Here is a 17,723-nt window from a genome sequence, read left to right as displayed (position 1 = left end):
GTTGATATGTTCGTCCCTAAAGGAACTCCTACAAGGGGGGCGATTCTAGCACTTGTAGGAGCTGCTTCAGCTGCGAACAATCAACCATCATTGTTAAATGGATAGTGAATGGTAAATCAACATCGCGGTAGATTTTTTCGGCTCTAAAGGGCCTCCTACAAGGGGGAGGATTCTAGCACTTGTAGGAGCTGCTTTAGCTGCGAATAATCAACCTCATTGTTAAATGGATATTGAATGGTAAATCAACATCTGTGGTTGATATGTTCGTCCCTAAAGGAACTCCTACAAGGGGGGCGATTCTAGCACTTGTAGGAGCTGCTTCAGCTGCGAAGCTTTTAGCTGCGAATAATCAACCATCATTGTTAAATGGATATTGAATGGTAAATCAACATCGCGGTTGATATGTTCGGCTCTAAAGGGCCTCCTACAAGGGGGGGTGTGTCTTTTGCTTGGTAACTATCCATTTCTAAATGTCGTGCTCGGCTATTTTGGGCTTTTTTTTCGGTTTGATTGTGGTTAATGTGGGTGGGCTAATTATTAAAATGGGAATTGATTAAATGCGTGTTAGATTTTTATTGGTATCACTGTTGCTGGTGGCGTTTTTTAGTGGCGCTAAAGATGCGCCTTCGCCTGAGAGTATTAAAGATTTTACCCAGAACATGCAGCATCAGGCGGGCTATTATGATTTTTATTATCAGCTTGACCAAGACAAAATTTATTTAAAAATCAATGCTTTTGACCAGCCGTTTTTATTTCAGAGCAGTATGCCGCAGGGCATTGGTTCGAATGATATTGGTTTAGATCGGGGGCAGTTGGGTGAAACGCGTTTGGTTAAATTCGAGCGCTATGGCAATAAGGTGATGCTTAAGCAGCTTAATACTGCTTATCGTGCGTCTTCTAGTAACCTCGCCGAACAAGCCAGTATTGATGAGGCCTTTGCCGATTCGGTGATTGCGGGTTTACCGGTTGTGGCGACCGAGGGCAGTGCGGTGCTGGTGGACTATACTGACTTTTTACTATCGGACATTCACAATATCAGTGCGCAATTAGATGATACTAAACAGGGTTCATTTAAAGCTGATCCGATGCGCAGCGGGGTGTATTTACCGCGCAGTAAAGCCTTTGTAGATAATACCGAGCTTGAGGCTATGGTTACCTTTGCTGGCAGCAAGGCGGGGGAGTATGTGCGCCAAGTTACGCCAGATTCCAATAGTATTTCGGTGCATTTGCATCATTCTTTAATTCGTTTACCGGATGATCAATATCAAACGCGGTCGTTTACGCCGTTTTCGGGCTATTGGTCGGTCAGTCATCAAGACTACTCAGCGCCACTGGATGAGAGTATGACGGTTAGCGTGATCCCGCGTCATCGTTTGCATAAAAAAGACCCTAATGCGCCAGTGAGTGAGGCGCTTGAACCGATTATTTATTATTTAGACCCGGGTATTCCAGAGCCAGTGATGAGTGCCTTAAAAGACGGTGCGCTGTGGTGGGATCAGGCCTTTAGTGCGATTGGCTATAAAAATGCATTTCAAGTCAAAGTGTTACCTGAGGGCGCCGACCCGATGGACGTGCGCTATAACGTGATCCAATGGGTACATCGCGCTACGCGGGGCTGGTCTTATGGGGCATCGGTGATTGATCCGCGCACGGGCGAGATTATTAAAGGTCATGTGACTTTGGGCTCGTTGCGGGTGCGTCAGGATTATTTGATTGCTCTTGGTCTCACTAGCCCATTCAGTGACAATGCCGCTGAAGATAAAAACGTCAGTACACAAGCGCAAAAAGACATGGCGTTGGCGCGTATTCGTCAATTATCTGCCCATGAAGTTGGCCACACCTTGGGCATTGCCCATAACTTTTCTGCCAGTGAATATGGCCGTGAATCGGTAATGGATTATCCTCATCCTTATGTATCGATAAAAGATGGTCAAGTCAGTTTGGATGGGGCTTATGCCACTGGCATGGGCGCTTGGGATAACTATGTGATTGCCTATGGTTATCAAGATTATGCAAAAGGTGCAGATGAAAAATCTGCACTCGCTGATTTAGTCACGCAGGCCCGAGAACAAGGTTATCGTTATCAATCTGATCCCGATGCACGTCCTTCACATGCGGCTAATCCCTCTGGCAGTTTGTGGGATAACGGCGCAGATGCTGTGGCTGAATTAAGCCGTTTAAGTGAAATTCGTCAGTTGGCCCTGGCTAATTTTGGCTTGAAGAGTTTAAAAAGTGGTGCCAGTTTGTCGTCGCTTGAAGAAAGTTTAGTACCGATTTATTTGTTACATCGTTACCAGTTAGACGCGGTGGCTAAATTAGTGGGTGGTGTAGATTACGAGTACGAGCTTAAAGGCGATTATAGTCAGCCCAAAGGCGCGGTGCCGCTGGCCGCTGAGCAACAAAAAAGTGCTATTAAGGCGTTGTTAGCAACCATACAGCCTGAGTATTTGGCTATCCCCGCGTCTATTGTGCGCTTGATTACGCCTAAAGCATACGGCGAATCGCGTAATCGTGAGAGCTTTAAAGGTCGCACCGGATTAACCTTTGACCCTGTCAGTGCGGGTGAATCTGCGGCAAATTATACTGTTGATTTATTGCTCAAGGCCGAACGTTTAAACCGTTTAGCCCAGCAGGCCGAGCAGCAAAAGGGTGTGCCGGATGTGCAAAGCGTTGTCGCGCAGTTATTTGAGACCAGCATTCAAAGCAAGTCGGACAGTGAGTTGGCTAAACGCATTAATTTTGTAGTGCTGGATGCTGTGGTCAGAGCCAGTTTACAAACCACTCTGGCACCTGAAGTTAGAGCTGATGTTGAATTGCAATTAAGCAACTTGTACAGCTGGCTTAAAAACAACAAACGCAATCCGCAGAATAAGATTATGGCCAAGCAACTTGAACTTTATTGGCAAAATGGCGAGTGGAAGCCCTTGTTTAAAGCCTTACCTTTACCCCCAGGATCGCCCATTTAAATGATTCAGATTAACAATAACCTACGATTTTGCCCCCAGTGTGGGGCCCAAAGTTTTAGCCAGCGCTGTGAAAAATCGCTAGTGTGCAGTGAATGTGGTTTTACCTATTTTCATAATGTGGCTGCCACCGTAACTGGTTTTATTTTTTATCAAGATAAGTTACTGCTGGTCAAACGTGGCCAACAACCCTGTTTGGGTATGTTAGATCTGCCAGGCGGTTTTGTTGATCCCCACGAGTCAAACGAACAAGCCCTAGTCCGTGAATTGATGGAAGAGTTGCAACTGCGGGTTGATGCCATGGACTATCTATTTTCTTACCCCAATGTCTATACCTACAAAACGGTAAGCTATCACACCTTAGATAGCTTTTTTATGATTAAACTCAATGCCTTACCCGAGCTTATCATTCAAGAATCAGAACTCAGCGATTACTGCTGGCTCAAACCAAGTGAAATCGCCCCCGAAACATTGGCGTTTGAATCACATAAAAAAGCCTTGAAAGCGCTAATGGAAAAGGCCGCAAGGGCATAGGGCTATTTGTAGGAGCTGCCGGTGACCGGCGCAGTTCAGCTGCGAAAAATCAACCATCATTGATAAATCGTCAATGATGGTAAATCAATATCTGTTGTTGATTTGTTCGTCCCTTGTAGGAGCTGCTTCAGCTGCGAAGCTTTTAGCTGCGAACAATCAACCTCGTTAATTAATGGACAATGGCTGTAAAATCAACATTTGCGGTTGATTTTTGTTCGTCCCTAAAGGAACTCCTACAAGGGGGCTCTTGAAGGAGTTTACTCCGCAACCCCGTTGCCCCAACGGATGTTATCAGCTGCGAAGCTTCTAAATTGCATTAATACTTGAAAAAATTATCTCAGCGGCTAGTTTTAAATAGCTAACTAAAAGGGATTTTAAGATGAATTTTCATGCAAAGGAATTGCGCAGGGGTCGTATTTCTCAGGCCGATGCAATCTACTCTATCACTGCGGTAACGTATGAGCGCCAAACCATATTTGATGACTTTGGTTCCGCTAGATTACTCATTCAAACCCTACGTCAGTCGCAACTCGAGCAGCAGTCTGAGACGATTGGTTTTGTGCTGATGCCAGATCATTTACATTGGATGGTAAGGTTAAATCACCCAATAAAATTAAGCCGTTTGATGATGATGATAAAAGGTCGTAGTGCAAGGCAAATAAACCTGTTTAGAAATAATAAAGAACCGATTTGGCAAAAAGGTTATTACGATCATTGTCTGCGCGATGATGAAGATTTGATCAAAAACATGCGTTACATCGTGGCAAATCCATTACGAGCAGGATTGGTGTCAACGTTAAGACATTACCCACATTGGGATAGTATTTTTTTGTAGGAGCTGCTTTAGCTGCGAACAATCAACAGCGGTGATTGATAAAGGGCATTGTTGTCAAATCAGCATCTGTGGTTGATATGTTCGTCCCTAAAGGAACTCCTACAAGGGGGGGAAATCAACCTCGTTGATGAAATGGACATTTGTTGAAAAATCAATATCTGTGGTTGATTTTTGTTCGGCCCTAAAGAGCCACCTACAAGGGGAGGGGCTTGCTGTTCGACATTTTTTGCTAACTGCTTTTGCTCACTAACATGCGTGATAGCCATGTCCAAGATACTAGTAGATGGAAACTGATGATGCTGATGGTCAGTGTGGCAAGGCTTGATACTAAAAATTTAATGCTCATATGCCATGTGACATCGATAAGTAAAAATTGGATAAAAAACAGTAGCGGTAAATGTACGATGTAAACCCAATAACTCACTTTTGATATGTAACGCATAAACGCACGATTGCTATTTAAGTAGCGCTTGGCATACAGCACGGCACTTAGGGTTAATAATACTGCACTTGTTGCTTCAAGCACGATTATTGCCAGTTTGACTAGTCCTTGAGGTTGTTGCTCGGGGAATAGTTGACTGGGCAGAAGATAGTAATAAATGAGATAAGTGATCAGGCCAATCACGAGCCACAGTGGTAATTTTTCTTCAAATTGTTCAATAAGTTTGGGCTTAGTAAAAAAGCCGTAACCTAGAGCAAAAAATAATCCATAAAACCACAGTGCCCACAGCGCTGGAAATACCCATTCAGGTGCTGGGAAGGGCACGGATACTGCGTATAAGGCTGGGATGCTGGCTGCAATTAGTAGGAGTAGAAGTTGTGTTGGTTTACGCGATGTAAACCAAATGGCTAGCTTGGCACTGAGTAAAATATGGCCAACGTAAGTGAGTAAATATAAAAATAACAGATGATATAAAAACCACAGATGCATGGTATTTAATGGCGCTGCGGGTGGTTCTGGCAGGGCCATAAGCATTTGAATGAAATTTAAAAATGGGTTTTTGTTTTGCACCTGCTCAAGGCCGTATTGAATGACGAACATCATGGCAATACTGAGTATGGGTAAAAATATCACCAGGGGCAGGGCAATGCGTATTAAGCGGTTTTTCATAAATGTAAAACCGCCTGATTTTTTAAGTACCAAGGCACAAAAGAAGCCTGCCATCACAAAAAATACCGGCATTCTGAACAAATGGCTGCCCCAGGCAAACAAATCAAACAGCCAATGATTTTGTGGGTTAGCACTTGGCCATATTGAATGTGCCATTGGGCTATACGCTAAGGCGGCATGAAAAAAAATCCCTGTTATCATGGCGATTGCGCGCAGGTTGTCCATAAAAAATAGACGTGTTGATCCCTGCAATGAATTCATCGGCATGTTTCCTTTTTAGACTAGAAATTTAGTGAATTATAAGAAGCTGGTCAGGCGTTTTTGTAAGATACCGGTTAGCAGTAATATGGCTGCAGAAAAGGTAATTAATGCGGCCAAAATCAACAGAGATGTGGCGTTCCAGCTAGCTGTAGCCGCTTCAAAGGTTTGGTTTAATTCGGGTAATCTCATTATGAGAATAATAAAGCCGTTTAAAAGCAGGTTTGTTACGATCATGACCGAGATGGTAAAACCCTCTGAATACGTCAGTAATGCGGTGGCAAGATAACAGCAATAGGCTGCGAGAATGTAAGCACTGACTAAGATCACTAAGGGGATGACACCGTTGTAAATGGGTGTACTCACAATAATAACTAACATACCGAGCACCAGAATCAGCCAAGGTACAAAATATAAGACCAAATTTGATAATAGTTTGGCAAAGGCATAGTCTTGCGGCGTTACGGGTAGGCTTAAAATAAAGGGTAGGGTTTGCTCTTTCTTTTCATTTACGATGGATTCGATTGCTGAACGGGCCCCTATTACAATTAACAAGGTAATCATCAGGATCGCGGCAATATTGAAGGTGATCGCTGTCGCCATGCCCATGATGCCAAGAGTCACAATGCCTGCGAGCATATAAGCAGCAATGGATTTTTTCATTAATGCCCAGTCTTTCATTACTAGGTGTTTTATCATTTGGCTGTTGTGTATTGTCGTTGTCATTTTATACCTTCCTATCGGCTGCGTTTTACATTGGCGACAAAGATTTCTTCGAGCGACATGCGGTGCTGTTCTAGTACGCTAAAACCGGCTTCTTGCAGTTGCTTGGCATAGCCTTCTGACCATTGATCAGTCACTACTTCAGCGATTTGGCCATGACGTATTATACTGACGGCTCCAACGACCGATTGGCTTGCAGTATCCTTAACTTGGCATCTGAATCGGCCCCAACTTTCTAAGTATGATTCTTTGTCTTGTAAGGCTAATAACTTACCTTTGTCTAGAAACGCAATTTGGTCTGAGAGTTTTTCGATGTCATGGGTATTGTGTGAGGAAAACAGTACGCTGCGTTCGTCATCACGCAGGATGTCAGCTAGTTCGCTTATCACCTCTTCACGGGCTACCGGATCAAGACCGGTAGTGGGCTCATCCAGCACTAACAGTTTTGGTCTTCTGGCCAGTACTAATAACAAACAGGCTTTAACACGTTGGCCATGAGATATGCCTTTAATTTTCTGATCGGCAATTAAGTCAAAGCGCTTGAGTAAGTCTTTGGCATAGGCTGAGTCAAATTTAGGGTAAATGCTTTGAACAAAATCCATATGCCATTGAAGGGTCTGGCTTTTGTATAAACGCATATCGTCTGAAGCAAAACCGATATCGTATTTGGCTTGTACTTGTTGACTGGGCAGGTCGTAACCCAGCGCTTTTACTTCACCTGCGTTGGCTTTAACTAAACCCATTAGAATACGAATGGTTGTAGACTTGCCCGCTCCGTTAACACCCACTAAACCCATAACTTGCCCTTGCAATAAGCTCAAATTAAGGTTCTCCATACTAAAATGCGGATAGCGAATCGATACGTCGCGCATTTCAAATGCATAGTTTTGCATGATTATTCTCCCAGCTTTTATTCCCTACTTAGGGGATTTGTGCTCACCTAAGTGTTGTTTTACGCAAGTGATGATGTCGTCATCACTCAACTGCAATTGTTTGGCAAGATTGATGGATTCTGCCAAGTGTTGTTCAAATTCTTGTTTTCTAAGTTCTTGATTTAGCTCGCTATTGGTCGATACATAGGAGCCTTTCCCGGGTTGGGTTACGATAACCCCAGCGCGTTCTAACTCTAAATAAGCCCGCTTAACAGTGATTACGCTGACCTGTGTGCTAGCCGCTAGCTCTCTAATTGATGGCAAGGGCATATCTGCAAGCCAATCGCCGACCATTACTTTGCTGGTGATCTGCTCCACAATCTGTAAATACATCGGTTTTTTATCAGTTGAGGATAGAAACAGTCCAAAAGTCATAGACTTCCCTATTAAGTGTTATTCTGTATATATACAATATGCACAGTATATACACATGTATACACAGTGCAATAGGGTGAGTAAAAAATAAGCACAAATTTAGGATTTGTTGTAGGAGCTGCCGGTGACCGGCGCGGCCGTAACGGATGTTATCAGCTGCGAACAATCAACCTCGTTGATGAAATAGGCATTTGCTGAAAAATCAACATCTGTGGTTGGCATGTTCGTCCCTGAACAACGCCGGTTACCGGGAACTCCTACAAGGGGGCTCTTGTAGGAGCTGCTTTAGCTGCGAATAATCAACCTTGTTGATAAAATAGGCATGTGTTGTGTAATCAACATCTGTGGTTGGCATGTTCGTCCCTGAACCACGCCGGTTACCGGGAACTCCTACAAGGGGGGATTTGGCAATTGTAGGAGCTGCTTCAGCTGCGAACAATCAACCTCGTTGATGAAATGGGCATTGCTGTGTAATCAACATCTGTGGTTGATTTTTGTTCGTCCCTTGTAGGAGCTGCTCCGTAACGGATGTTATCAGCTGCGAACAATCAACCTCGTTGATAAAATAGGCATGTGTTGTGTAATCAACATCTGTGGTTGGCATGTTCGTCCCTAAAGGAACTCCTACAAGGGGGGATTTGGCACTTGTAGGAGCTGCTTCAGCTGCGAACAATCAACCTCGTTGATAAATGGACATTCGTTGAAAAATCAACATCTGTGGTTGTTTTGTTCGTCCCTGAACAACGCCGGTTACCGGGAACTCCTACAAGGGGGGGATTTAGCACTTGTTGGAATTGTGCGGAACGGTAATGCCGATAGGGCTTTGCCAACTGTTAAAAATTTGGCCTAGTGCTTGTTGACTAGGCCTTTATTTTATAGGGTTTAAGGCTTGAAGCCGAAGAGGCGCTTATCTATGATTTCTTGGACGATTTCTTCTGGTAGGGCTTTTTCCCATTCGCCGCGTCCGTTTTTCAATTGCTTGAGCACTTCGCGAGAATAGATTTTAAACAGATTTACGTCACTGCTTTCAATGCCGGCTAGGAAGCCATTTTCCAGCAAGTGGCGGTAGAGAAAACGCAGGTGCTCTTGCACTTTCACGGCGGTGAAGTCGCTCAGCTCGCCATCGGCAGTTAACTCTGGATAAATGAACAAACGGGTATTATCTGGGAAGAGTTTACCAAAGCCTTCTAATATTCCGCCTTCTACGCCACGGTAAGTATCTTCATCAAAAATCTGTTTGATATTAACCATACCCACCACGATGCCGATTTGCATTTTGGTGTATTGGCGAAAGTAAGCCCGTAGTGAGAAATAACGGGTGTAATCCGAAACCATCACGTTGTAGCCCAACAAATTCAGTAATTGAACGCGTTGAATTATATCTTCTTCAGGCACTTTAGCATCTTGCCCTTTGGCGTCATTTAATGAAATTTCGGCAATGGCGATGGTGTTTTTTTCGTTTACATCGGTCAGTTCATAAAATGATTTTTTACCTTGCTCAATCATGTCTATATTGAGTTTGGTTACCGGCCTGAATGAACCTCGAATAGTCAGCACATTCTTTTTATAAAGCATTTCTGCAGGCACCGAGATTGAACCATCTGGGCGGAACATGATTGCGCGGGTTTTCCAGCTTCTGATCAAATGCAAGTTGATGGCGCGGTTATCGATGTCTTCAAAATAGGGGCCAAGAAACTCTATGGAGTCAATTTCTATGCGACCAGCTTTAATGTTATCAGTGAGTGAATCGATGATTTTTTTAGGATCTTCAAAATAATAATAAGCCGCATAAATTAAGTTAACACCTAGCACACCGAGCGCTTGTTGCTGTGCTTCTGCATTATCATCAAGCATACGTGCGTGAATTTTTATATTGGACGGTTCGGCGCCAGGATACATCTGAATACGAATACCACACCAAGCATGACATTCATTTTGACGATTAAAACTTTTGGCGGCTACCGTGGCCGCATATGCGAAATAACGTGAAGACTTTGAACGAATATCGCCAACACGCTCTAAAACCAAATCAAATTCTTGGTGCATCATGGCTTTTACGCGGGCTTTACTGACGTAGCGGCCGTCTTCTTGTACGCCGTAAATGGCATCAGAAAATTTCATATCATAGGCTGACATGGTTTTAGCTATGGTGCCGGCAGCAGCCCCTGCAATAAAAAATTGCCTAGCGACTTCTTGGCCTGCACCTATCTCAACAATAGTCCCATACTTTTTTTCATCTAAGTTTAAACGTAGGGCTTTTTGCGACGTAGTGCGTTCGCTGACATTTTTATCTTTGTCCATGTTGATTCCTAGTGCGAAAGTATTGACGATGAAGTTACCATTGTAGCGCTAAATAAACCGATCAATAAATCTAATTTTTGACTAATACATTGAATATGAAAGGTAAAACCATCGACGAGTGGATAGCGTTGAGTTGCGCGCGAATGCAAAAGCAAAAGTGAGCCATCACAGCCATCGATGATGGGGGGGAATTGTAGGAGCTGCCGGTGACCGGCGCGGTTCAGCTGCGAACAATCATCCTAGTTGATAAATAGACATTGGTTGTGCAATCAACATCTGTGGTTGATTTGTTCGTCCCTAAAGGGACTCCTACAAGGGGGAGTTGGCACTCGTAGGAGCTGCTCCGTAACGGATGTTATTAGCTGCGAAGCTTTTAATTAAAACAATCATCCTCGTTGATAAATAGACAATGGTTGTGTAATCAATATTTGTGGTTGATTCTTTCGTCCCTTGTAGGAGCTGCCGGTGACCGGCGCGGTTCAGCTGCGAAAAATCAACCATACATTCATAAATGGATATTGAATGGTAAATCAACATTTGTGGTTGATTTTTTCGTCCCTAAAGGAACTCCTACAAGGTGACGATCTGTTGTAGGAGCTGCTCCGTAACGGATGTTATTAGCTGCGAACAATCAACCTAGTTGATAAATGGACATTGGATGGTAAATCAACATTTGTGGTTGATTTGTTCGTCCCTGAAGGAACTCCTACAAAAGGGGGGAGCTCGCACCTATCTTTTCCTCAACAATGTGCCAGTTTGGGGCTGGGTTTTATGCCTAAAATTAAGCCGGTTTTGTCGAACATCAAAGCGACATGGTCGCCGGTTTTGAAGGTGCCTTCAATTTGGTGAATATTGCGCAGGGCAGTAATAAGATCTTGCGACACTTTTACCACTTGCTGATCGCAGGTTTGTAATTGCCAGCCGTCATCGGTTTGCTGCAATATCGCCTGTTTTTGGTGGTGGAAGGCTAGGATCTCTCGCTGCGACAAATATTCGTTATAGTGTTTGGCGTAGCGTTCTGATATGGCGTCTGATTGTTTACTGGGCGCTAGTGAGTGCAACTCGATGCTGGTGTAGTGAGTTGAAGCAATTTGTTGCTCCATCGATTGCCATGAATAATGGTGCCAAAATACCAGTCCACAAAGTAATAAGGTACTAGCTGCGACAGCGACATGGGTGATGCGTCGCCAAATCTGCTGGTTACTGAGTAAAGTCTGATGTTTGGCCAGAACCTGACGTTTGATGCCGGCAGGCGCGACATGTTGTGCTTTGCGCTGCTGGTATAAACGGTCTAGCGTTTCATCTGAGTATTTATCGGAATTAGGCATGATTGTCCTCGATGATAGGTTTAAGTTGCTCACGTAAGTTATCTTTGGCGTAACGTAAGCGGCTTTTAACCGTTTCAATATTGGTATGGGTGATGCTAGCGATGTCTTCTAAGCTAAAGTCTTCTTGTTGTAAACAAAAAGCCTCTCGTTGGGCAAAAGGTAATTGTTGCAAGGCCCCATTAAAACGCTGTAATAATTCACCCTCTAATGCTTGGGGTGCTTGCTCGGCGCACAAGGTATCTAAGTCATCGCTGGTATTCTTTTGTTTGCGGTATTCATCAATCAGCAGATTTCTGGCTAGGGTAAACAGCCACGCTTTAAATAAACCCGAGTCACGGTAGAGATGTTTCTTTTCGATGACTTTGAGCCATGTCATTTGGCATATATCTTTGGCTAATGTGGGCTCTGACAGGGTTAACATAAAATGATAGAGATCATTGCCACACACATCATATAACTTGCTCAGTAAGATAGTGTCGCCGCTACTGGCGTAACGAAGCATAAGCGCTTCATTACTCCAGTGGGTATCGACCGAAAGACGGTTTAACCAGGTTTTTAATGACAAGCCAATACTCATTGCTACTCCTTGAATATGATTATTTTGCCTGTGTGCTTATCTATTTATTGAGCGAGTTTAAAATCAAGTACCACCATCATGCCATCTTGGGCTTGTGGAACGCCAGCAACAATTTGTGGTTTATATTTCCATTTGCTTAAAGCGCGTTTTGCTTCTCGGTCGAATATACGACTCGGCTCAGACTCTAACACTTGAACATTTTCGACTTGGCCAAGTACATCGATAGAAAACAATAATTTAACCCATCCTTCAATACCATCGCGAGCGGCTTGTGCTGGGTATTTTGGCTCCATTCTTACGATGGGACGGGCATCACCTTCTCCTGGTGACATTTGCGTGCCAATGCCTAAACCAATCGGACCTATATTCACATCGGGTATATATTTAGCGATTAAGCCCGTGTTGTCGGGGGTGTCTTCAATAACCCGAGTGTCTATTTTAGGGATGGGTTTGATTTCTGGCTTAGGTGCGAGCTTCGGACGCACGATTGTTTGCGGCTCATCAATGTTTTGTAGAAAGGTCACAACGGTTGGTTGTTCAGGTTTAACAATTGAAACTGTATTGTTGGCGATCAATTTTTGCATCATCACAAATAGACCGAAGGTAACGGTTAATGCGATGCATACGGTCACGGCGATTTTAGTAAAAGAAATAGTGGTTTGTGGCAGTGCTAGGCTTGCGTTCATGGTTTTCTCCTGTGGTTTGTAGGAGTAACGGTGTTGAAAGTCAAAAGGGGTTAAATAAAAAAAGATAGTTTGAGTTTGGAGGCAAAGAGTAAAAGCAATTTAAGCACAGAGGGCACCGGGTGCCGCGCACCAAGGCGCATACCTTGTAGGAGCTGCCGGTGACCGGCTCAGTTCAGCTGCGAACCGTGGTGATTAATGGACATTGTGATATCAAATTAACATCTGTGGTTGTTTTGTTCGTCCCTAAAGGAACTCCTACAAGGGGGCTCTTGTAGGAGTTTGCTCCCCAACGGAGTTGCCGTAACGGATGTTATTAGCTGCGAATAATCAACCATCATTGTTAAATTGATATTTAATGGTAAATCGACATCTGTTGTTGTTTTGTTCGTCCCTAAAGGAACTCCTACAAGGGGGGATTTGGCACTTGTAGGAGCTGCTTTAGCTGCGAAGCTTTTAGCTGCGAATAATCAACCATCATTTTTAAATGGATATTGAATGGTAAATCGACATCTGTTGCTGTTTTGTTCGTCCCTAAAGGAACTCCTACAAGGGGGGATTTGGCACTTGTAGGAGCTGCCGGTGACCGGCGCGGCCGTAACGGATGTTATTAGCTGCGAACAATCAACCATCATTGATGAATGGAAAATGGTTGTGAAATCAACATCGGTGGTAGATTTTTCGTCCCTAAACAACTCCGTTGTGGCCACGCCGGTTACCGGGAACTCCTACACAAAAAAAAAGGGTTACAAATATATAATTTCTTTGCGGGTTGGGACCATCTTGGCTAATAATTTATTTTGAATTGGGTGGGGGATGTTGGCTTTGGTCATGGCGGCGATGAATAAGTCTACGCCGAGGTTAAAATCGCTTTCGGTGATGTTCATGCCGGCGTGTACTTGTTCCATGGTATCGCCGGTGTATTCGCAGGGGCCGTTGGCTAATAGACATAGGTGTTCATTCAGTTTTTCTCGGAAACGTTCGATGTCAGATTCTGCGAAATAACGAAACATCGTGTCGTTAAACTCTATTTCGTGAATAAAATTATCGACGATAGTGGCAACGGCTTGTTGTCCACCTAGTTCGGCATAAAGAGTGGTTTTTGTGTTAGCACAACTAGATAAGGCACTTAACAGGATAAATAGGCTGAATAATTTTTTCATGGTGTTACCACAACTGTCCGTTAAAAGAGAGATAAAGACCTGACTGTCCTGGTGCGCCTGCAATAGAGCCTAATTTTGCCCAAGCCAAGGTTAAGTTGAAATCTTTACTGGGGATATAACTGACAAAATAGTCGGTCCAATCATCTTCGCCGAGACCAAGATTATCGGGTTTTTGTCGGTACTCAACGCCCACTGCTATATTGCGCGAAAATAGGATCCCTGCTGAGGCCTCTAACATCAACTCGTAATCGTTATTTTGCACACCACCAAACCCCAAAATTCCCATTTGATTGGCTTTAGTCGCTCGTGCTGTGATATTCCACACCGCGTTATAGCCGGCAATCGCGCCAAGGTGAACCTTAGTGGCGGCTACATAAAAATCGGTGCCATTACTGCTATTTTCTGCACCCACTGAGCTTGCTACCGCAGAGTCTTCAAGTTGTTTATATTGCATACCAACACTGACTTGTGGCCAAGTTGAATAGACCACGTCGCCACATACACGGTATTTTAGTCCTAGGATATTCTGTTTAATTTCAACGCCGGCGCCTTTAATTTCAAAACGTTGTTGGGCGATACTGACTTCTAAGGTGTCGTAAAATGAGACATTGGCCGCAAACATTACCAAACGAAAATCATCAACATCTACCTGCGTGGCTGTGGCGCTGGCCGATATTTGGTCACGGCTGTCATAACCGGAAATAGTTGCCCAAGGCACGATACCGCCGCCGCCACTGCCTTCGACTTGGGTGAGTCCTGCGGTACCAATTAATTTACCATCCGCGGCCAAAACACTCATCGATAGGCCCAACAATGCAGCGGCGCAGATAAAAGTTTGGGTTAAGCCTTTGAGTGAGAAGATGCTCATGAGTTTTCCAGCCAATCTTGATTTATATTGGTTTGATACCAGTCGAGCAAGGCCGCAACGGGTATCGGTCTACAAATATGGTAGCCTTGAGCATATTCGCAGCCCCACTGTTGTAATAAATTAAGGGTTGCTTGGTTCTCAACCCCTTCAGCAACCACATCCATGCCAAAACTTTTCGCTAGTTTTAGAACGGTTTGCACGATATTTTGATCACCCACTTGGGTATTTAATTTGAGGATAAAACTTTTGTCTACTTTTAAGGTATCCACGGGTAAATTTTTCAAATAAGCCATGGATGAATAACCTGTACCAAAGTCATCAATGGCTAAGATAAAGCCATATTCTCTGAAAGCAGACAGATGTTTAATGGCTTTTTCAGGATCTTTTACTACGTCACTTTCGGTAATTTCAAAGGACAAGACGCTGCGTGGTAAGTTATTTTGCTCGAGCAAGTTAACCACATAGGGCAATAGATCTTCGTTCATGACATCGTTTGCCGACAAGTTGATAGCAATGCACAAATCTATGCCAGCCTGTTGAATGAGCAGGGCATCGCTAATGGCACGATTGATCACCCATTCGGTTATTTTATCAATGAAACCGGCTTGCTCAGCAATGTTGATAAAGTCTTCAGGTGAGACAAAGCCAAGAGTTGGGCTATTCCAGCGAATTAATGCCTCAACACTTTTTATTTTATTGGCACCAATATTCAGTTTGGGTTGGTAAGACAAACTGAGCTCTTGTTGTTCACTGACCAGGACTTTTTTAAGCTCAACGATAATGGATAAACGGCGCAGATATCGCTCTTCTATAGCGGGGTCAAAGTTGAGGAGTAATTGGCGGGTAATCTGCGCCTCATCCAAGACAATGTTCATACGTCTGAACAATAGTTGCGCGGAACCGGCTTGCTCTGGACAATGAATAATACCGATGGCCACTTTTAAATTAATCACAACCCCAACATCATCAATCGGTTGTTCTAGGCTTAGTTTGAGTGCGCTTAGCTGCACTGGTGTTTGCACTTGGTCAGGGATCCACAGCAACTCACCGCCGGTTAAGCGAGCGGCTAAACCGCCGAGCTCAGCGACTCTTGAGGCAAGAATTTTAAGGCATACATCACCACTTTGATAACCAAAAATGTCGTTGATACCCCGAAAACCAAAAATGTTAATACCGATGGCTTGAAACTCGTCCTTGAGTTTTAGTTTGTCATCAACCAATTGTTCAATGTGGTAACGGTTATTCACGCGGGTAAGCAAGTCGTGGTTAGCTTGGAATATGATTTTTGATTCCCTTGCCTGGATGTTGTCTTGCATCAGGGCAAAGGCAGACGACAGTTCTTGAACTTCCGCTAAGTCTTGTTGTTCACTGACTAAATTTTGTTGATAGTTGCCGTGGGAAATACGATTAGCAATCTGGGCTAGGTTGCCCAAGGGTTTAGATAGGCGACGTGAAAACAGCGCGGCAAATATCAAGGCAATTAGCATCGACAAAAACGCCACGATTGAAATAGTCACTTGTAATTGGTTAAATTCTGAAAAAATTTGTTCGGCATTTTCTGATAGTACGGCCCATACCGTTTGGTCATCCAGTTGTGACAGAGAAAACTGCTTAGAGATATAGGCGTGTTTTTTTAACAGCACCGTTTCAAACCAACTAAATTCCGCCTCTTGCTGATTTAAGGCTTCAGCTTGAGCGTCTGGTGCCAAGGTAGATTCGGAAAAAATCACATTTTCGCCTTGCCTGACCTGTAAGCTTATTTCTAATTGAGTAATCTTTTTTAACTGGGTCAGTAGCTCTGACTCCAATTCAAATCCAACAACGGTCAAGGCGATAGGTTTTGGTGTATCAACAGTCAGAATAATAACCTGATACAGTTTACCGCCAATTAACATTAAGTTGGAACTGCCACCCTCTTGCAGGGTAGTTTGAATCAATTCAGGGTAGGGAAAAGGACTACCCTGGGGCAGTGCTTTAGCAGTACTGGCGGTTAAATTGCCATCTAAGGAGACTAAGGCCATCAGATCAGCATCAATTCTGTTACCGTGATTTTGCAAAACACTTTGGATGGTGGCTCCGTCGTTGGTCGCAACCGCGGTTCTAAAGGCAAAGTCTAAGGTTAGGGCATTGGCACTTATATACAGTTGTTGTTCGCGACTGCCGAGTACTTGTTGTAATACACCTTGGGCAACATTGAGATTGCGATTGAGTTGTTTTTGCGCATGACTTGAGGTGGTTGCCCACATACTGACAAGCACGCCTACAGTAATAAAAAGTACTGTACCAACGACTAATCTAAATATACTTTTATTGAGGGTAATTGCGGCCATTAATTAAATTTTTTCTTAAATTTAGAGGTACTGTTTTGTTGTACTTCTGTATCTGTTTGCTCAAGCAACATGTCTAAGGTAATCGGGATAACATTGCTACCGGGTAAGGGGCTCAGTTTGGCAATACTCACCGTATCACGTTGGCTGTTTTGCGTGGATAGATTAGCATGCCAAATAGTTATTTGATCACTTCCTGCGGGTAAGTCTACTTGCCCCAATGCATCACTGACAAAGGTTTGTTCATTTTTGGCTACGTAGATGTAACCCACCATATTGTCATGAATATTACAGCCAAGCACTACAATACCAGGGCGTTCAAATACAATAGGTTGTGTCACCGCACCCTTGAATAGTTTGATTTCAAAGGGTTTTGCGGCGGAAAAACTATAAACATGATGACGAATATCGTCACTGTTTGGAAAACTTACGCGTTGCCCTTCTTGGATAACCAGCACCCGAGGATAAAATTGTTTGCTTATTTGGTCCATGATTGCCACTTCATCGGTGGCCGAAGAGGAGGAGCTGTCGGGCATTGCGATCCCGACTACGGCATCGGTGATGGGCTTGCCTGCTTTGTCTAGCAATACAATGGATTGTGCATTCACTACTGCGACACTAAGCATTAAAGAAGTGATAAATAAAGTGGGCTTTAAGCTACGGCTAAGGAAAGTTATACCGTTACCTATGTTGAATGCGATGCTTTGACCCAGACTACAGTTATTTTTCATTATATTTTGGCTGT

General features: G+C 43.8%; 15 protein-coding genes. 3 read left to right on the top strand and 12 right to left on the bottom strand.

Annotation, left to right across the window (positions count from 1 at the left end):
• Positions 1-557: 557 nt before the first annotated feature.
• The 3 genes from ABKW31_RS10410 to ABKW31_RS10400 all read left to right on the top strand — a co-directional run bounded on the left by ABKW31_RS10410 (position 558) and on the right by ABKW31_RS10400 (position 4,332).
• The gene (locus ABKW31_RS10410) at positions 558-2,966 is read left to right on the top strand and encodes a zinc-dependent metalloprotease (RefSeq protein ID WP_348616277.1); all 2,409 of its coding nucleotides are present in this window, start codon (positions 558-560) and stop codon (positions 2,964-2,966) included.
• A complete protein-coding gene (locus ABKW31_RS10405; protein WP_348616276.1) occupies positions 2,967-3,497 on the top strand; it encodes an NUDIX domain-containing protein in 531 nt (176 codons plus the stop codon).
• 379 nt (positions 3,498-3,876) lie between these two features.
• Positions 3,877-4,332: a transposase gene (locus ABKW31_RS10400; RefSeq protein WP_348616275.1), complete on the top strand. Its 456-nt coding sequence runs from the start codon at positions 3,877-3,879 to the stop codon at positions 4,330-4,332.
• Between the two features lie 229 nt (positions 4,333-4,561).
• Here the strand turns inward: ABKW31_RS10400 and ABKW31_RS10395 are convergent, their stop codons facing one another.
• The 12 genes from ABKW31_RS10395 to ABKW31_RS10340 form a co-directional block, all read right to left on the bottom strand.
• Positions 4,562-5,704 carry an acyltransferase family protein gene (locus ABKW31_RS10395; RefSeq protein WP_348616274.1) on the bottom strand — a complete coding sequence of 381 codons (1,143 nt, stop codon included), beginning with the start codon at positions 5,702-5,704 and terminating at the stop codon, positions 4,562-4,564.
• 36 nt (positions 5,705-5,740) lie between these two features.
• The gene (locus tag ABKW31_RS10390) at positions 5,741-6,427 is read right to left on the bottom strand and encodes an ABC transporter permease (protein ID WP_348616273.1); all 687 of its coding nucleotides are present in this window, start codon (positions 6,425-6,427) and stop codon (positions 5,741-5,743) included.
• 11 nt (positions 6,428-6,438) lie between these two features.
• Positions 6,439-7,317 (bottom strand): ABC transporter ATP-binding protein, encoded by an 879-nt coding sequence (locus ABKW31_RS10385; protein WP_348616272.1) that lies wholly within the window; start codon positions 7,315-7,317, stop codon positions 6,439-6,441.
• A gap of 24 nt (positions 7,318-7,341) precedes the next feature.
• A complete protein-coding gene (locus tag ABKW31_RS10380; protein ID WP_348616271.1) occupies positions 7,342-7,731 on the bottom strand; it encodes a GntR family transcriptional regulator in 390 nt (129 codons plus the stop codon).
• Between the two features lie 882 nt (positions 7,732-8,613).
• Positions 8,614-10,032 (bottom strand): TonB-dependent receptor, encoded by a 1,419-nt coding sequence (locus ABKW31_RS10375; protein WP_348616270.1) that lies wholly within the window; start codon positions 10,030-10,032, stop codon positions 8,614-8,616.
• A 740-nt stretch (positions 10,033-10,772) separates the two neighbouring features.
• A complete protein-coding gene (locus ABKW31_RS10370) occupies positions 10,773-11,360 on the bottom strand; it encodes a hypothetical protein (protein WP_348616269.1) in 588 nt (195 codons plus the stop codon).
• Positions 11,353-11,862 carry a sigma-70 family RNA polymerase sigma factor gene (locus ABKW31_RS10365; protein ID WP_348616283.1) on the bottom strand — a complete coding sequence of 170 codons (510 nt, stop codon included), beginning with the start codon at positions 11,860-11,862 and terminating at the stop codon, positions 11,353-11,355. Before ABKW31_RS10365 ends, ABKW31_RS10370 begins: the two co-directional genes overlap by 8 nt.
• A 119-nt stretch (positions 11,863-11,981) precedes the next feature.
• Positions 11,982-12,623 carry an energy transducer TonB gene (locus ABKW31_RS10360; protein WP_348616268.1) on the bottom strand — a complete coding sequence of 214 codons (642 nt, stop codon included), beginning with the start codon at positions 12,621-12,623 and terminating at the stop codon, positions 11,982-11,984.
• Positions 12,624-13,366: 743 nt separating this feature from the next.
• On the bottom strand, positions 13,367-13,783 hold the full coding sequence (locus tag ABKW31_RS10355; RefSeq protein ID WP_348616267.1) for a group 1 truncated hemoglobin: 417 nt from the start codon (positions 13,781-13,783) through the stop codon (positions 13,367-13,369).
• A gap of 4 nt (positions 13,784-13,787) precedes the next feature.
• Positions 13,788-14,651, bottom strand: a complete 864-nt coding sequence (locus tag ABKW31_RS10350) for a DUF3034 family protein (protein WP_348616266.1) — start codon at positions 14,649-14,651, stop codon at positions 13,788-13,790.
• On the bottom strand, positions 14,648-16,981 hold the full coding sequence (locus tag ABKW31_RS10345; protein WP_348616265.1) for an EAL domain-containing protein: 2,334 nt from the start codon (positions 16,979-16,981) through the stop codon (positions 14,648-14,650). Before ABKW31_RS10345 ends, ABKW31_RS10350 begins: the two co-directional genes overlap by 4 nt.
• Positions 16,981-17,709 (bottom strand): methylamine utilization protein, encoded by a 729-nt coding sequence (locus ABKW31_RS10340; protein ID WP_348616264.1) that lies wholly within the window; start codon positions 17,707-17,709, stop codon positions 16,981-16,983. Before ABKW31_RS10340 ends, ABKW31_RS10345 begins: the two co-directional genes overlap by 1 nt.
• Positions 17,710-17,723 lie beyond the last annotated feature (14 nt).

Origin of the sequence: Paraglaciecola sp. 25GB23A, assembly GCF_040012495.1 — a bacterium.
GTDB lineage: Bacteria > Pseudomonadota > Gammaproteobacteria > Enterobacterales > Alteromonadaceae > Paraglaciecola.
The sequence above is the reverse complement of the archived record's forward strand: the minus strand, read 5'-3'. Positions and strand labels throughout refer to the sequence as shown.

What these genes read in the sequence shown, in the direction of transcription:
- ABKW31_RS10410 (WP_348616277.1), top strand. Translation starts at nt 558, where the DNA reads ATGCGTGTTAGATTTTTATTGGTATCACTGTTGCTGGTGGCGTTTTTT.
- ABKW31_RS10405 (WP_348616276.1), top strand. Translation starts at nt 2,967, where the DNA reads ATGATTCAGATTAACAATAACCTACGATTTTGCCCCCAGTGTGGGGCC.
- ABKW31_RS10400 (WP_348616275.1), top strand. Translation starts at nt 3,877, where the DNA reads ATGAATTTTCATGCAAAGGAATTGCGCAGGGGTCGTATTTCTCAGGCC.
- ABKW31_RS10395 (WP_348616274.1), bottom strand. Translation starts at nt 5,704, where the DNA reads ATGAATTCATTGCAGGGATCAACACGTCTATTTTTTATGGACAACCTG.
- ABKW31_RS10390 (WP_348616273.1), bottom strand. Translation starts at nt 6,427, where the DNA reads ATGACAACGACAATACACAACAGCCAAATGATAAAACACCTAGTAATG.
- ABKW31_RS10385 (WP_348616272.1), bottom strand. Translation starts at nt 7,317, where the DNA reads ATGCAAAACTATGCATTTGAAATGCGCGACGTATCGATTCGCTATCCG.
- ABKW31_RS10380 (WP_348616271.1), bottom strand. Translation starts at nt 7,731, where the DNA reads ATGACTTTTGGACTGTTTCTATCCTCAACTGATAAAAAACCGATGTAT.
- ABKW31_RS10375 (WP_348616270.1), bottom strand. Translation starts at nt 10,032, where the DNA reads ATGGACAAAGATAAAAATGTCAGCGAACGCACTACGTCGCAAAAAGCC.
- ABKW31_RS10370 (WP_348616269.1), bottom strand. Translation starts at nt 11,360, where the DNA reads ATGCCTAATTCCGATAAATACTCAGATGAAACGCTAGACCGTTTATAC.
- ABKW31_RS10365 (WP_348616283.1), bottom strand. Translation starts at nt 11,862, where the DNA reads ATGCTTCGTTACGCCAGTAGCGGCGACACTATCTTACTGAGCAAGTTA.
- ABKW31_RS10360 (WP_348616268.1), bottom strand. Translation starts at nt 12,623, where the DNA reads ATGAACGCAAGCCTAGCACTGCCACAAACCACTATTTCTTTTACTAAA.
- ABKW31_RS10355 (WP_348616267.1), bottom strand. Translation starts at nt 13,783, where the DNA reads ATGAAAAAATTATTCAGCCTATTTATCCTGTTAAGTGCCTTATCTAGT.
- ABKW31_RS10350 (WP_348616266.1), bottom strand. Translation starts at nt 14,651, where the DNA reads ATGAGCATCTTCTCACTCAAAGGCTTAACCCAAACTTTTATCTGCGCC.
- ABKW31_RS10345 (WP_348616265.1), bottom strand. Translation starts at nt 16,981, where the DNA reads ATGGCCGCAATTACCCTCAATAAAAGTATATTTAGATTAGTCGTTGGT.
- ABKW31_RS10340 (WP_348616264.1), bottom strand. Translation starts at nt 17,709, where the DNA reads ATGAAAAATAACTGTAGTCTGGGTCAAAGCATCGCATTCAACATAGGT.